This is a genomic window from Streptomyces sp. NBC_01166 (assembly GCF_045039765.1).
In the GTDB taxonomy this organism is placed as follows: domain Bacteria; phylum Actinomycetota; class Actinomycetes; order Streptomycetales; family Streptomycetaceae; genus Streptomyces.
On the sequence record NZ_CP108613.1, the window covers coordinates 7,932,058 to 7,946,961 of the forward strand.

The 14,904-nt window shown below is 70.4% G+C and carries 11 protein-coding genes; 4 read left to right on the forward strand and 7 right to left on the reverse strand.

Annotation, left to right across the window (positions count from 1 at the left end; genetic code table 11):
- Positions 1–248: 248 nt before the first annotated feature.
- The 7 genes from OG379_RS35900 to OG379_RS35930 all read right to left on the reverse strand — a co-directional run bounded on the left by OG379_RS35900 (position 249) and on the right by OG379_RS35930 (position 8,888).
- Positions 249–2,273: a GxGYxYP domain-containing protein gene (locus tag OG379_RS35900; RefSeq protein WP_405667398.1), complete on the reverse strand. Its 2,025-nt coding sequence runs from the start codon at positions 2,271–2,273 to the stop codon at positions 249–251.
- A 205-nt stretch (positions 2,274–2,478) separates the two neighbouring features.
- On the reverse strand, positions 2,479–3,693 hold the full coding sequence (gene manD, locus OG379_RS35905; protein WP_405667400.1) for a D-mannonate dehydratase ManD: 1,215 nt from the start codon (positions 3,691–3,693) through the stop codon (positions 2,479–2,481).
- A gap of 37 nt (positions 3,694–3,730) precedes the next feature.
- Complete coding sequence (locus tag OG379_RS35910) at positions 3,731–4,585, reverse strand: carbohydrate ABC transporter permease (protein ID WP_405667402.1); 855 nt, start codon at positions 4,583–4,585, stop codon at positions 3,731–3,733.
- Positions 4,582–5,541, reverse strand: a complete 960-nt coding sequence (locus tag OG379_RS35915; protein WP_405667404.1) for a carbohydrate ABC transporter permease — start codon at positions 5,539–5,541, stop codon at positions 4,582–4,584. The genes OG379_RS35910 and OG379_RS35915 overlap by 4 nt, the downstream gene beginning before the upstream one ends.
- On the reverse strand, positions 5,541–6,860 hold the full coding sequence (locus OG379_RS35920) for an ABC transporter substrate-binding protein (RefSeq protein WP_405667406.1): 1,320 nt from the start codon (positions 6,858–6,860) through the stop codon (positions 5,541–5,543). Before OG379_RS35920 ends, OG379_RS35915 begins: the two co-directional genes overlap by 1 nt.
- Positions 6,861–7,064: 204 nt before the next feature.
- Entirely contained in the window at positions 7,065–7,880 is an 816-nt protein-coding gene (locus OG379_RS35925; protein WP_393759798.1) for a FadR/GntR family transcriptional regulator, read from the reverse strand.
- Between the two features lie 69 nt (positions 7,881–7,949).
- On the reverse strand, positions 7,950–8,888 hold the full coding sequence (locus OG379_RS35930; protein ID WP_393759796.1) for a helix-turn-helix domain-containing protein: 939 nt from the start codon (positions 8,886–8,888) through the stop codon (positions 7,950–7,952).
- A gap of 171 nt (positions 8,889–9,059) precedes the next feature.
- Here OG379_RS35930 and OG379_RS35935 point away from each other — a divergent pair, with 171 nt between their 5' ends.
- The 4 genes from OG379_RS35935 to OG379_RS35950 all read left to right on the forward strand — a co-directional run bounded on the left by OG379_RS35935 (position 9,060) and on the right by OG379_RS35950 (position 14,848).
- A complete protein-coding gene (locus tag OG379_RS35935) occupies positions 9,060–10,100 on the forward strand; it encodes an NAD(P)-dependent alcohol dehydrogenase (protein WP_405667409.1) in 1,041 nt (346 codons plus the stop codon).
- Between the two features lie 628 nt (positions 10,101–10,728).
- Entirely contained in the window at positions 10,729–12,021 is a 1,293-nt protein-coding gene (locus tag OG379_RS35940) for a YeeE/YedE family protein (protein ID WP_405667411.1), read from the forward strand.
- Between the two features lie 78 nt (positions 12,022–12,099).
- The gene (locus OG379_RS35945) at positions 12,100–12,831 is read left to right on the forward strand and encodes a response regulator transcription factor (protein WP_405667413.1); all 732 of its coding nucleotides are present in this window, start codon (positions 12,100–12,102) and stop codon (positions 12,829–12,831) included.
- Entirely contained in the window at positions 12,815–14,848 is a 2,034-nt protein-coding gene (locus tag OG379_RS35950) for a sensor histidine kinase (RefSeq protein WP_405667415.1), read from the forward strand. The genes OG379_RS35945 and OG379_RS35950 overlap by 17 nt, the downstream gene beginning before the upstream one ends.
- Positions 14,849–14,904 lie beyond the last annotated feature (56 nt).

Here is a 14,904-nt window from a genome sequence, read left to right on the forward strand (position 1 = left end):
GCAGGCCCGGGGGGAGGTGGCCGCCGAGGCGAGTCGGGCGATGCGGGGGCGGACGGGCATGCCCCCGCATCCCCGGGCTCGGCGGTGTCGGAGTGCCGACGGGGAATGTACATCGATGTAAATTCGGGCCGTAAGGGTTCGGACGGATCGAGACTGTGGCACACCCGTGCGGAGGCGGGAAGAGGTGGGGCGCACGTGGCCGATTCCCGGTGCGGCCCGATGGCGAACAGGCCGGGAACAGCCTTCCTCTACTGCCGGGAGCCTGCTCCCGCCAGGTTCACCAGGTCGAAGAACGTGTCGCCGCGGACGACTTCGAACGGCTCGCCGAGCAGATCGCAGAGTTCGGCGATGTCGCTCGGTGTCCAGCTCCAGGCGTTGACGGCGCCGGCGATGAACAGTGGCGAGGCGCGGTCCCAGCCCTCGATGTGCCGGAGCAGCGCATCCCGGTACTCCACGGCCTTCCCCTGCGGAAAGAAGTTGCCGAGCACGGGAATCCCGGCGGGGCGGCTCTGCAGGTCTCCGGTTTCCCAGGACTGGATGATGCCGCGCAGCGGGGTGTTCTCCCGGTAGGAGCGGACGACGCGTTCGTCGAACGGGACCCATCCGTCGCCTGCCGCATTGCGGGGGTTGTACGCGTAGACCAGGTCCATGCCGGTTCGGCGCAGGAAGCGCCCGGTGAGTTCCGTGTACGCGTCCAAGGCGCTCTCGGGCCACGACCCGGGGTAGGTGTAACCCGCGCCGGAGGGGCCCGCGATCAGCAGATCGTTGTCGGTCGCGGTGTTCTGGTAGTGCGCCAACAGAGCGGGTCCGATGTCCGCGAGCAGCGGGCTGACGGTCCAGTTGACGGGCACACGGCCCCTCTTCGGGTCGTCCCAGATGGTGCGCATGCGGCGCTGGCAGTACTGGATGTTGTCACCCTCGCCGACGGTGAGGGTGAGGTAGACGCGGTTACGGAGCGCGGCCGCCGGCCTCGGCGGGACCTTGCCGGAGACCTTCGCGGGGACGCCGGCGTGCACGGTGGCGTTCATGTAGTAGTCGGCGGGCACCACCTCGATGCCGTGCCGAGAGGCCCGGTCGACGCCGCCCCACTCTCCGGCGACGTCGTCGGAGAACCAGCCGGCGTAGGGGGTGGTGGGCGCTACCCGGCTGAAGACCTCGTCGAGAAGCATGCCCGTCCCGCCGGACGGAGGCAGCCAGAGGACCATCGCCCGGCTCGCGACGGCGTAGTCCCGGAAGCAGGGGAACGGCTCGACCCTGGTGGGCGCGGTCGTGGTGGCGGAGACGAGGTACTGGTTCCACAGCTCGACCTCGACCAGGAGCTGTCGTGTACCGGCAGGCGGGGTGAAGTGGTAGATGAAGTACCCGTCGCCGTCGCAGAACCGGTTGGCGTCCCCGCCGATGGAGGAGTTGGAGCCGTCGAAGAGGTACGGAGCCTCGGCGGCCGTGCCGGGAGCGAAGGAGGCGATCACCTCGTCGCCGTCGGCCGTCACTCTGACCGAACCGACCGAAGCGCCCCAGCCGTCGTCGCCGAACGAGTCCTGGAAGCGCAGGTAGACGCCGTCACCGGCAGCGGTCTCCGGGCTCAGATCGAAGGTGCGGACCTGCCGGTTCGACGAGTCGCGGACGCGCTCGGCCTCCCGTGCGAGCTCTCGCCATCGCACGCTGTCCGACCGTACCGTCCGGGTGGGAGGCAGCCCGGCCAGCAGGGTGTGGGTGCAGCGCGGGAACAAGTGGTCCAGTTGCCAGCGGTACGTGGCGAGCACGTCGTCCGCGTCGAAGCGGCCCCGCAGATCGACGACGGTCTTCAAGCGGTGCTCACGGGCCTGTTCGGCGGTCGCCACGACGGCGTTCTCCAGGCCGGCCAGGGTGGTCGCCACGTTCACCGAGTCAGGGACCTCGGGGTCGTGCAGGATCGCGCCGCGTGTCTCGCCGCGATAGCGGGCGACGAGGTCCAGCGCGCGGTCGTGTCGGGTGACCGGGGCGCCGGTGCCGGGCAGCCAGCGGAAGTCGACCTCGCCGGCGTCGAAGTTGAAGTAGAGGCGTGGGCGACGTCGGTTGACGACACCCTGAAGGGTCGTCAGCAGCAGCTGATCGTCTCCGTCGAGGGAGCTGATGTCGGCGACGTCGAGCCGGGTGGGGCGGCCGAAGGACGGCAGCAGAGGGGCATTGTTGCGGGCCTCGGCCGCGACGGCCTCGGCGGGACGGGAGATCCCGATCCCGCTGACCGTGAAAACTGTTCCGCCTGCCTGCAGAAGGGTTCTTCGGGACACCATCGGCGATCACTGCTCCCTGGGAGAGGCGGCGTGACATCGTTGTCAAATACTCGGCGAACGTAGCGGCAGGGGCGGGCTGTTGTCCATGGTGCACGCAGGAAACAGTGCGGCCGGGCACGGGGCTCTCATGACACACGCCATGAAAGCCCCATGGGCCCGGCCCGGGACGGACGACGAGAGCGTGCTCCCCGTCCGTCCCGCGAGGTCACCAGTCGTGGACCGTCCCGTCGTGCAGCCGGTTGACCGGGAGGTACGCCGCCTCGTACGGGTGCGCGGCCGCCAGTTCCTCGTTCAGCTCCACGCCGATGCCCGGCGCCTCGCCCGGGTGCAGGTGGCCGTCCACGAAGGTGTACGCGTGGGGGAACACCTCCTCGGTGAGCGCCGTGTGGCCCGAGTACTCCTGGATGCCGAAGTTGTGTACGGCGAGGTCGAGGTGGACGGCGGCGGCCATGCCGACCGGGGAGATGTCCTCCGGGCCGTGGATCGCGCTCTTGATCTGGTACTGCGCGGCGAAGTCGAAGAGCTTGCGCAGCGGGGTGACGCCTCCGAAGTGGGTGACGGCGGAACGCACGTAGTCGATCAGCTGCTCGGTGATCAGGGACTGGTAGTCGTAGACCGTGTTGAAGACCTCGCCGATGGCCAGCGGTGTGGTCGTGTGGCGGCGGACCAGGCGCAGAGCCTCCTGGTTCTCGGCGGGCGTGCAGTCCTCGAGCCAGAAGAGACGGTACGGTTCCAGGTCCTTGCCGAGACGGGCGGCCTGGACCGGGGTGAGCCGATGGTGTGCGTCGTGCAGGAGGGGGAGATCCGGGCCGAACTCGGCGCGCACGGCCTCCAGCACGTTCGGCATGTGACGCAGATAGGCGTCGGTGTCCCAGTCCTCCACCAGGGGGCGGGCCTGCTGGTGGAGCACGGGGGAGCCGCTTTCGTCCGTGCTCGACACACCGTAGACCGCCTTCAGCCCGGGGATGCCGGACTGCACGCGTACGGCGGGGTAGCCCTCGGCGAGGCGGGCCCGGACCGAGTCGAGGAGTTCGGGGATGTCACGGCCGTTGGCATGGCCGTAGGTCCCCACGCGCTCCCGGCTCGCCCCGCCCAGGAGCTGGTAGAGCGGGAGCCCGGCGGCCTTCGCCTTGATGTCCCAGAGCGCGACGTCGACGGCGGCGATCGCGGCCATCGTCACCGGTCCGCGCCGCCAGTAGGCACCCCTGTACAAGGACTGCCAGGTGTCCTCGATGCGGTGCGGGTCCAGCCCCATGAGGAGGGGCACCACGTGGTCCTCGAGATAGCTGACCACGGCCAGTTCCCGGCCGTTGAGGGTGGCGTCACCGAGGCCGGTGAGACCCTCGTCGGTCGTCAGCCTGAGCGTGACGAAGTTACGGCCGGGGCTGGTGACGAGGACCTTCGCGTCGACAATTTTCATGGGGGCACTTTCTTCCGAATGCGGTGGTGAGGGCCGTTCAGCCCTTGGAGGCGCCGGAGGTCAGACCGGCCACCAGGTACTTCTGTCCGAGGACGGCGGCCAGCACGACGGGGACGGTGATGAGCGTCGCGGCGGCCATCAGGCCGCCCCAGTCGGTGCTCGCGTACGAGATGAAGTTGAAGAGGGTCACCGGCACCGTCTGGGTGCGGTCGTCGGCGAAGATCAGCGCGAACATGAAGTTGTTCCAGCTGAAGACGAAGGCGAGCAGGGAGGCGGTCGCCGTTCCCGGGGCCGCGAGGGGCAGCGCGATGCGGCGGAAGGCGCCGAACGCGCTCAGCCCGTCGGTGCGGGCGGCCTCCTCCAGTTCGACCGGCAGGCCGGCGAAGAAGCTGATCATGATCCACATGATGAGCGGGACGGAGACGAACATCTGGCTGAGGATCAGCACGGTGTAGGAGCCGACGAGGCCCATCTGCGCGAACAGGTAGTACCAGGGCACGAGCAGTGAGATCGCCGGCACGATGCGCGCGACCAGGATCAGCGAACCGGTGCGGTGCATGCCGAACCGTCCGACCGCCCAGGCGGCGGGCACCGCGATGACGGCGGAGAGCACGGTGGAGACCACGCCGACCAGCAGGGAGTTGCCCATCGACCGCAGGATCTGCCCGGCCTCGACGATGCTGCGGAAGTTCTCGAGGGTGGGGCTGAACCACAGACCCACGGACGGATCGGTCACCTGGACGTTGGTCTTGAAGGCGGCGGCGAACATCCACACCAGGGGCAGCGCGAAGACCAGCGTCACGAGGGCGATGGCGATGCCGCGCAGCCACGAGCGGATCGCGCGCCGGCGCAGGTGTGCCGGGACGGGGGTGGGGGCGACGGTGGCACTCATGCGGTCTTCCTTCCGCTCCGGCGGCGCAGCAGCACCACGACGCCGATGATGAAGAGCGTGAACAGGACCAGGACGGCGGCGGCCAGGCCGTACTCCTGGTAGTCGAAGGTCAGCCCGTAGGCGTAGACGTTGAGGGTCTCCACCTCGAAGTCCGAGCCGCCGCCCGCACCCTTGGTGGCGTAGAGGATGTCGAAGGTCTTGAGCGCGTCCACCGCGCGCAGCACGAGGGCGGTGGCGAGCGTCGGTCCGAGCATGGGCAGTACGACGTGCCGGAACCGCTGCCAGCCGTTCGCCCCGTCCATGCGGGCGGCTTCCTCCGGCTCCTCGGGCAGCGTGGTCAGCCCGGCGAGCAGCAGCAGGGTCATCATGGGCGTCCACTGCCAGACATCGATGAGCATCAGGGTCGGCAGCGACTGGCTGACGGAGCCGAGGAACTCCTGCCGGGGCAGCCCGACTCCGGCGAGCAGATGGTTGGCTATGCCGTTGGTGGGGTCGAGGATCAGCAGCCAGAGGATGCCGATCGCCACCGGAGTGGTGAGCAACGGGATGATCAGAACCGTACGCACCCACCGCATGCCCCGGAACGGCTTGCGCATGAGCATCGCCAGGGCGAGACCGAGCACCGTCTCCAGGATCACCGCCCCCACGGTGAAGACCAGTGTGCGCTGCGCGGCGGGCCAGAAGCGGCGGGTGTCGCCGAGGGCGTCGGCGAAGTTCCGCAGGCCCACATGCTCCTTGCCCGCGTTCACCGCGCCGAAGGCGTCGGTCAGGCTGAGGTTGACGGTGTAGACCAGCGGAAAGACGATCATCAGGCCGACGAACAGCAGCGCGGGGGCGAGCATCGCCCACTTCAGTCGCCGGTTGGCCTGTTCGAAGGTGCGAGGGCGGCGCGCTGGGGCCGGACGTGCGCCCGGCACGGCGGCGGGGCGGGCCGGGGAGACCTCAGTGGTGGACATCAGGACTCCGTGTGGCGGTTGTCGCGGACGAGGAAATCGGCGAACTCCGCATCGGCGTCACGGGCCACCGGACGTACGTCGTCGCCGAGGATGCCTGCGACCAGGGGCCTCCCGACGATGTCCCTGGCCCGGCCGACCTGAAGGACCCGGGGCCGGTCGTAGCCCAGGCCCCGCTCCGCGTTGAGCCGCATGGCCTCGGCGAGATCCGGGGGGAAGGAGGCCAGGGACGCGGGGTCGGACCACACCGAGCTACGGGCGCCGGGGATGCCGTCCTTCTGGAGCGCGGCGGTCACCTCGGTGCCGGCGGCCCACTTGATGAACTCCCAGGCGTCGTCGCGCAGCAGACTGAACTTGCTGATGCCCAGGCTCCAGGACGGGATGTTGTGCGGCCGGGCGCCGGCCGGTCCGGCCGGGAAGGGTGCGAAACCGACGGTCTCGCGCACGGTCGACACCTTCGGGTCGAGGAAGCTGCTGTAGATCGCGTCGGCGTCGATGTAGAAGGCCGCCTTGCCCTGCGCGAAGATCGGCATGGCCTGTTCGAGGCTCATGTTGGTGGCGCCGGGCGGGCCCGTCCTGGCCAGAAGGCTGCCGTAGTACTCGTACGCGGCGAGGGCCTCCGGTGTGCCGATACCGGACTTGCCCCGCACGACGAAGTCCCCGCCGTGCGAGTACAGGAAACTCGACCACTGCGACACGGCGCCGCTGCGCTGGCCCCGGCCGACGAATCCGTAGAACCCCTTCTTCTTGTCGGTGAGTTCCCCGGCCGCCGACATCAGCGCCTCCAGGGTGCGCGGCGGTCCCCCGAGGTCCTCCACGAGGTCCTTGCGGTAGTACAGCGCAGGGCGTTCCGTCACCACCGGGACGCTCAACACCTTGCCCGCCGTCACCGAAGCCTCGCGCGGGGCCTTCTGGAAGTCGGGCCAGGCGAACTCCTCGTCCTGGACTACGCGGTCGCTCAGGTCGGCCAGCCAGTCGTTGTGCGCGAAGAGCAACTGCTCCTGGAGCGCGCGGACCATCATGACGTCCACGTCGGTGCCCGAGGCGTTGAGCTTCACGTTGTAGCTGCTCGCCAGCTGGTCCGCGGTGAGCAGGGTCATGGAGACCCGCCGCCCGATGCGCTCCTCGAACTCCTTCGTGCGGCGGCGGATCGCCTGGGACCACACGTGGTTGATCGCCATGATCCGCAACGGGGTGTCGGCGGAGGGCCGCCCGCCCCTGCTCGTACACGCGCCGAGCGCCCCCATCCCGGCGGCTCCCGCGACTCCTGCCGCCAGCCTGCCGAAGGAGCGCCGGCTGAGGAGCTGGCTGCTCGTGGACATCGTCGTCCTCGTCTCTCTGCGCTGTCGTGCGTCCTGCTCACCTGGGGCGTTTCGCCGCCGCGGGAGCTCCCGATCCGTCTGGCCCAACTGGTAGGACCAGTTGAACCAGACGGACGTTAGCAGGGGAGAGGCGCGCCGAACAGCCCTTTGACGGGCCGGATTCACCGGAGAGCGGGTTCGTGGGCGGTCAGCGGTGCGAGGGCGCTACTCGGCCGTCCGGCCGGCGCCGTACCGGTTCCCGGTCCCGTCCAGCAGCGTCTCGATGTGGTTGCGCGCCATGATGTCGACCTGGATGTCGAGATCCTTGCCGTAGGTGCGCAGGCCGAGCATCAAGTGCTCGCGCATCCGCTCACCGGCCAGTTCCACGTCGCGCGCCTCGATCGCCTCGAAGATCTCGGGGTGGTGCGGAACACCGGGCTCGCCGATCGAGGGGTCGGAGTTGGAGCGGAGCATCATCTCGAACATCATTCCGCTGATCGACGAGAGCATGATCCTCAGGACCGGGTTCTTGCTCGCCTCGGCGACGGCGTCGTGAAAGGCCATGTCGGCCCGGGCCTTGACGACGACGTCGCTCGCCGACTCCAGGGCGTCCCGGGCGGACCTCAGCGCCTCGATGTCCTCGTCGGTCGCGTGCTCGGCCGCCAGACGTACCGTCTCGACCTCGAGCGGCAGCCGGGCTTCGATCAGCTGCCGGACGGTGGGCCGGCCCGCGCGGTACAGGGCGTCGTACCCCCTGGCCTGCCCCGAGGTCTGCTCACGCACGAAGGACCCACGACCAGGCGCCACCTCGATCAGGTGCTGGGCCTCCAGGCGCCGCAGAACCTCGCGCACGACGTTCCTGCTGGCTCCGAACTGGGTGGCGAGCTCGCGCTCCGAGGGAAGCTTGGTCCCGACCGCGATGTCACCGGACCGGATGTCGTGCTCGAGTTCCCGCGCGATCCGTTCCGTCAGGAGACCACGCCGTTCGGGGGCCGCGGCCTGGCCGGAACGCGCGGGGAAGGAAGAGGCGGACGGCTGCATCCCCGCAGCGTACAGGCTGGTCATGGGCGGGCGGAGCAGGAATTCCCGCAGCCGGAGGAGCGGTTCGGTCTACGGCCTCCCGGGGACGGACCTGCCCGCCCGGGTGGCGTCCTCGCCCCAGCTCGCCAGCAGGCGCAGTGCGTCGGCGGACGCCGAGCCCGGCTCCGGGTGATAGGCGATCACCGACTGCTCCGCGTCGTCGGGCAGAGCGAAGGTCTCGAAGCAGAGCGTCAGCTCACCCACCAGTGGATGGTGCAGCCGCTTGACGCCGTGGCTCTTCTCCTTGACGTCGTGCCTGGCCCACAGCCGCCGGAAATCCTCGCTCTTCACGGACAGCTCACCGACCAGCGCGGAGAGACGCGGGTCGTCGGGGTGGCAGCCCGCGTCCATCCGCAGGTAGCTGACGATGTCCGCCGCCTTCTGGTCCCACTCCACGAAGAGGTCCCGGTACTCCGGCTTCAGGAACGTCAGCCGCGCCCAGTTCCGCTCCTGCGGAGGAAGCTGCGACCAGTCGCCGAAGACCGCCGCCGCCATCCGGTTCCAGGCCAGGATCTCGGAACGCCGCCCGATGACGTACGCGGGGACGCCCTCCATCGTGTCGAGCAGCTGACTGAGGGTGCCGCGCACCCGCTGCTGCCGCGTCGACGGCTTCTTCCTGTGCTGCTTGGGCTTCGCGAGGTGCGTGAGGTGGGCCTGCTCGGCGCTGGTCAGCCTCAGCGCGGACGCGATCGCACCCAGTACCTCCCCGGACACGTTCTGTCCGTTGCCCTGTTCGAGACGTGTGTAATACGCCACGGACACCCCGGCCAGCTGCGCGAGCTCCTCGCGCCGCAGACCCGGGACCCGGCGATGGCGCCCGAAGTCGGGCAGACCCACATCCTCGGGCTTGAGCCGTGCCCGCCGGCTGCGCAGGAACTCGCTGAGTTCGGCGCGCCGGTCGAGGGCGTGCCCCGCACCACCACCGGGGACGTCTGCGGACTGCCGCTCGGGTACAGGCTGCTCCTCCATGGGTCCAGTATCCATGGTCGTACGCACACCATCCTGACCCCGCCAGTAGTAGGACCACTGGACGTAGGCAGAGCTGTGGCCTGGGTGAATGTGGGGAGACAGGGCAGGCTGGACGACGTGCCCGGACCGAAAGCCGCCGGGCGCAGGACCACTCCTTAGGAGAATTCCCGCATGACCACTGTCGCTGCGTACGCCGCCCCTTCCGCGAAGGCTCCGCTGGAGCGCACCACCATCGAGCGACGCGCGGTCGGCGAGTTCGACGTCCTGATCGACATCAAGTTCGCCGGCATCTGTCACTCGGACATCCACCAGGCCCGCGAAGGCTGGGGTGAGGGCATCTTCCCGATGGTGCCCGGCCACGAGATCGCCGGCATCGTCACCGAGACGGGCTCCGGCGTCACCAGGTTCGCCGTCGGCGACCGCGTCGGCGTCGGCTGCATGGTGGACTCCTGCCGTGAGTGCGAGAACTGCAAGGCCGGCCTGGAGCAGTACTGCGTCAAGGGCAACATCGGCACGTACAACGCCCTGGACAAGAACGGCGACCCCACCTACGGGGGCTACTCCACGCACATCGTCGTGGACGAGAACTACACGGTCCGTATCCCCGACGGCCTCGCGCTGGACGAGGCGGCGCCGCTGCTCTGCGCCGGCATCACCACGTACTCCCCGCTGAAGCACTGGAACGCCGGCCCCGGCAAGAAGGTGGCCGTCCTCGGCATGGGCGGTCTCGGGCACGTGGGCGTCAAGATCGCGCACGCGCTCGGTGCCGAGGTGACCGTTCTCTCGCAGTCCCTGCGCAAGCAGGAGGACGGGCTGAAGCTGGGCGCCGACCACTACTACGCCACCAGCGACCCGAAGACCTTCGAGGACCTTCGCGGCACCTTCGACATCATCCTGTCCACGGTGTCGGCTCCGCTGGACTTCGGCGCGTACCTGTCCCTCCTCAAGACGGACGGAGCGCTGGTGAACGTCGGCGCCCCGGAGGAGCCCATCTCCGTCAACCTCTTCTCCCTGATCGGCGGCCGCAAGTCCCTCTCGGGTTCAGGGATCGGCGGCATCCAGGAGACCCAGGAGATGCTGGACTTCTGCGCCGAGCACGGATTCGGCGCGGAGATCGAGCTGATCGGCGCGGCCGAGATCAACGAGGCGTACGAGCGCGTGCTGAACAGCGATGTCCGCTACCGGTTCGTGATCGACACCGCGACCATCTGAGGCCCGTCACCCCGGCCCCGGGCCCGGCCCGGGGTTGGGGTTCCCGCGGCGCGGTCTCCGAATCGGCTCCGGCCCGAGAGGTCAACCGCCTCCCAACAGCCCGCCGAGCGGTCCTCCCAGCAGGCCGCCTGACTGCCCGGCGGGTGCGGCCGTGTCTTCGCCCTCCGGCTCCTCGGCGTCGCCGTCACCGGCGTGCGGGGGCTCGGATCCGGCGCCGCTGCCGGTCGCCGGGGCGGCAGATGAGGGCCCGTCAACAGAGCCCTCGCCGTGCGTATCGGTCTGCGTCGTTCCGTCGTCCGTGGGGCCGGAGATCCGTGGCCCGGAGGTCCGTGGCCCGGAGGAAGGCCCGGTGGGACCGGCGCCGGAAACACCTCCGGCGAACCCGCACCGGGCTGTGAAGGCTCAGAGGCTTTCCGCATGGCGAGACGGCCCGGCATGCGGAGGGGCCGCGTCCGTATATTCGTACGCATGTCTGCATCGGCCCTGTCACTGTGCCTCGCGCTCTTCGCGCACTCGGCGTGGTGCGTCGACGACGGCCTCTGTCGCGGCTGAGCCCCGCGTCGGCGGCGCGTGCCGCGCCGTCGACAGCCAATGCCGCTGTCCGCCGAGCATCATCCCGGAGACCTTCGTGACCACCGCGCCACCTGCCGCGCCGGCCGCGCCGCCGCGCGCACTGCCCGCCCTGTTCGACGCCTCTCCCACCTCCGTGCCGCGACCGGAGGCGCCGCCACTGCCCCCGGTACGCAGGACGCCACTCATCGTGGCCGGACTGCTCGCCGTCGCCCTGACCGCGTACGTGTGGTCGGCGCACGGCGCCAAACCGGGTGTGCTGCTCCTGCTGGGGCTCGGACTGGGCGTCGCGCTCTTCCATTCCCGGTTCGGCTTCACCTCCGCCTGGCGGCAGCTCATCGCCGTAGGCAACGGCACCGGGCTGCGGGCGCACGCGCTGCTGCTCGGCACCACGGCCACCCTGTTCGCGCTCGTCATCGGCACGAGCACCGGGCTGTTCGGCTCGCAGCCGGCGCCGTCCGGCGGAGCGATCGGTGTCGGCCTTGTCGTCGGCTCGCTGCTCTTCGCCGTCGGGATGCAGCTCGGCGGTGCCTGCGCATCCGGCACCCTCTTCGCCGTCGGCTCGGGGCAGACCTCGGTGCTGCTGACCCTCGGCGGCTTCATCGCGGGGGCCACGCTCGCCGCCTGGCAGTTCGATCTGTGGAAGGACCTCCCCGCCTGGGAGCCGGTCGTGCTCTCCGACCACATCGGCTGGCTCGGCTCGTGGGCGGTGACGATCGCCGCGCTGCTGCTGGTGGTCGTGGTCACCCGACGCGTCCAGGCCCGTCGTAACCCGCCGCCGCTCGGCGCCGTACCCTCGGCGCGCACCTCGGTCGTACGCGCCTTCCGCGGCTCCTGGCCGCTGGCCGCCGGCGCCCTGGTGCTGGCAGTCCTCGGCGCGGGAGTGCTGCTGGTGTCCGGCGGCGCCTGGGGTGTCACGAGTGCGTTCAGCCTGTGGGGCTCGGAACTGGTGGGCGCCCTCGGCGGCCACCCGGAGAACTGGACCTGGTGGCGGCAGCCCGGCAACGCGGAGATGCTGTCCGGCCCCGTGCTGGCCGACAAGACCAGCCTCACCGACATCGGCATCATGATCGGTGCGGCGGTGGCCGCCGCGCTCGGCGGTACCTGGGCCCTGCACCGTGGCATCCCGTGGCGTACGGCTGTCGCGTCGGTGCTCGGCGGTGTGCTGATGGGCGTGGGCGCACGGCTGGCCGGAGGCTGCAACATCGGCGCCTACCTCGCAGGCATCGCCTCGGGCAGCCTCAGCGGCTGGCTCTGGGGAGCGGTCGCGCTGGCCGGTACCTGGATCGGGCTCGGACTGCGACCCCTGTTCGGCCTGGGCAACCCCAAGCCGGGGGACGGCGTCTGCTGATCGCGCCCGCGGGCCGCCGGACCTGCACTTCCACACCGCAGAATCCGGCGGCTCGGGCCCTCCTCTACGATCACCCCCGTGTGCGCAAACGTCATAGTCGCGGAAGACGACGCGAAACAGGCCGAGCTGGTCCGCCGCTACCTCGAACGCGAAGGCCACGCGGTCACGGTGGTGTCCGACGGCCTCGCCGCCCTCGAACAGGCGCGGCAGGGGGCTCCGGACCTGTTGGTGCTCGACGTGATGATGCCTCGGGCGGACGGGCTCGACGTGGTCCGCATACTGCGGTCCGAGGGTCGGGAGTTGGCGGTCCTCATGCTGACCGCCCGGGCCACGGAGGACGATCTGCTGCTCGGGCTCGACCTGGGCGCGGACGACTACATGACCAAGCCCTACAGCCCGCGGGAGCTCATGGCACGCGTACGCACCCTTCTTCGGCGGACCCGGCGGACCCGGCGGGACGGCGGACGCGAGGACAGCCACGTCCTGCGGGTGGGATCGCTCGCCGTCGATCCCGTACGTCACGAAGTGGCGGTCGAGGGCGTAGGAGTCGAGTGCACACCGGGGGAGTTCAGGCTCCTCTCCGCGATGGCCGCGGAGCCCGAACGCGTCTTCACCCGCGAGCAGCTGCTCGCCGAACTCCACGGGTTCGACCGGTACATCAGCAGCCGGACCGTCGACGTCCACATCATGAACCTCCGCAAGAAGATCGAGCGCGCGCCCCGGCGGCCGGCCCGGCTCCTCACCGTCTTCGGAGTCGGCTACAAACTCATGGACCCGCAGAAGGGCGCCCCGCGTGCCGCGGCGCGCTGAGCGCGGCGGACCGCGCCTGCGGCTCCCGCTGCGCAAGAGCCTCCTCGGTCGGTTGCTGGCGGTGTCGGCCCTCGTCGCGGCCTGTTCGGTCGCCGCGACCGCGTGGCTGGCCGTACAGACCACATCCGGTGCGATCGAGCAGGAGCAGGGCCGTAACCTCGCCGCGGACACCCGCGTACTCGACGCCCTCCTCGCCTACGCGGCCGAACACCCCTCCTGGGACGGGGTGGGGCCCACCGTGAAGGAGCTGGCCGAGGCGTCCGACCGGCGGATCACGCTGACGACACAGAGCCGGCAGATCCTCGCGGACTCCGCCGTGGCATCCTCCTCGCCGCCTCCGGCCCTGCCTCCCCAGGCATCGGCGGTCGTGGACCCGCTGTCCGTGGCCGCCCCCTCCGAGGCCGATTCGGGCTCCGGCTCCGTGACGGTCGCGGCACCCGGCACGGACGGGGCGCAGCGCTCCGGCAACGACAGGGTCGACCCTCGGGCCGTCGGGCCGTTCAGGCTTCCCGAGGCCGAACGTACGTCGTTGAGGCGTACCGCCGACGAGGCGGTGCAGTGCCTCAGCCGGTCCGGGATCGCCTCCGACGTCGTCGAGGGGCCCAGCGGTCGGCCCCGTATCCAGGTCGTGGGCAACGACCCGGACCGCATGCGCGGCAGCCAGTGCTCCACCGACGCCCTGGACAGCCCCACCACAACCGAGACGAAGGCACTCACCGCCCTCAACGAGCTCGTCAACGCGTGCCTGGACCGGCAGGGGCGCGAGGCCGTACAGCTCGATCTCGACCTCTCGTGGAGAACCGACGAGGAGCCGGCCGCCGCCACGGCCGTCCCCGTGCCGACACCCGTGCCGACACCCGTGCCCAGCATCAGCGTTCCGCGGGAGGCCCTGCCGACAGAACTCTCCACACCCGCGCCCCTCGACAGCGAGAACGACCGCGACATCGCCTCATGCGTCGGCATCGCCCGCCAGGAGCAGCTCAGTTCGTACGTCGCCTCACCCGCCCTGCTGTTCATCAGCGACCCGGGCGGCGGCACCGTGCCGGGCTTCGAGCTCTCCCCCGCGAACACGGCGAAGATAACCGGGGTCGCGGCGCTCGTCCTCGCCCTCACCGTCGGCGCCTCGATCCTCGCCGGAGTACGGCTCGTGCGGCCGCTCCACGCCCTCACCGGAGCGGCCCAGCGCATGCGGGACGGTGAGGAACCGTCGCATGTGGTGGTCGCCGCGGACAACGAGATCGGCCGGCTGGCCGCCGCCTTCAACGACATGTCGGCGCACCGTGCCCGGCTGGAGGAACAGCGCAAGGTGATGGTCAGCGACGTCGCGCACGAACTGCGCACACCGTTGAGCAACATCCGCGGGTGGCTCGAGGGCGCCGAGGACGGCATCGCCGACGTGGACGCGATGTTCGTCTCCTCGCTGCTCGAGGAGGCGGTGCAGCTGCAGCACATCATCGACGACCTCCAGGACCTGTCGGCGGCCGATGCAGGTGTCCTGCGCCTGCACCCCGAACCCGTACGGATCGAGGAGCTGCTCGCCCATGCGGCGGCCGCCCACCAGGCCCAGGCCGACGCCGCCGGTGTCGCCCTCACCGTGAGCGTCCCGGACGGACCCGATCCGGTCCCCGAACTCACCGCCGACCCGGTCCGGTTGCGGCAGGCGATCGGCAACCTGGTCTCCAACGCCGTACGCCACACCCCGGCGGGAGGCCGGGTCACCCTCCGCGCCTACGCGACCGGGTCCGGCGAAGCGCACGAGGAGGTGGTGCTGGAGGTCGCCGACACCGGACGAGGCATAGCGCCCGAGGACCTGCCGTACGTCTTCGACCGGTTCTGGCGCGCGGAGAAGTCACGCAGCCGGCGTACGGGTGGCAGCGGCCTCGGGCTGGCGATCGTCCGCAAGCTCGTCGAGGCGCACGGCGGGACGGCCGGCGTGGTCAGCACGGTGGGCGAAGGGTCGGTGTTCACCCTGCGGATGCCGCCGGCCGGCCCTGATCCGATGAACATGGCGGTCTGACAGCTTCCTCACAACTTCGCTCCAGTCTGTGGGCATGCCCGGCGCCCGACGCGCAT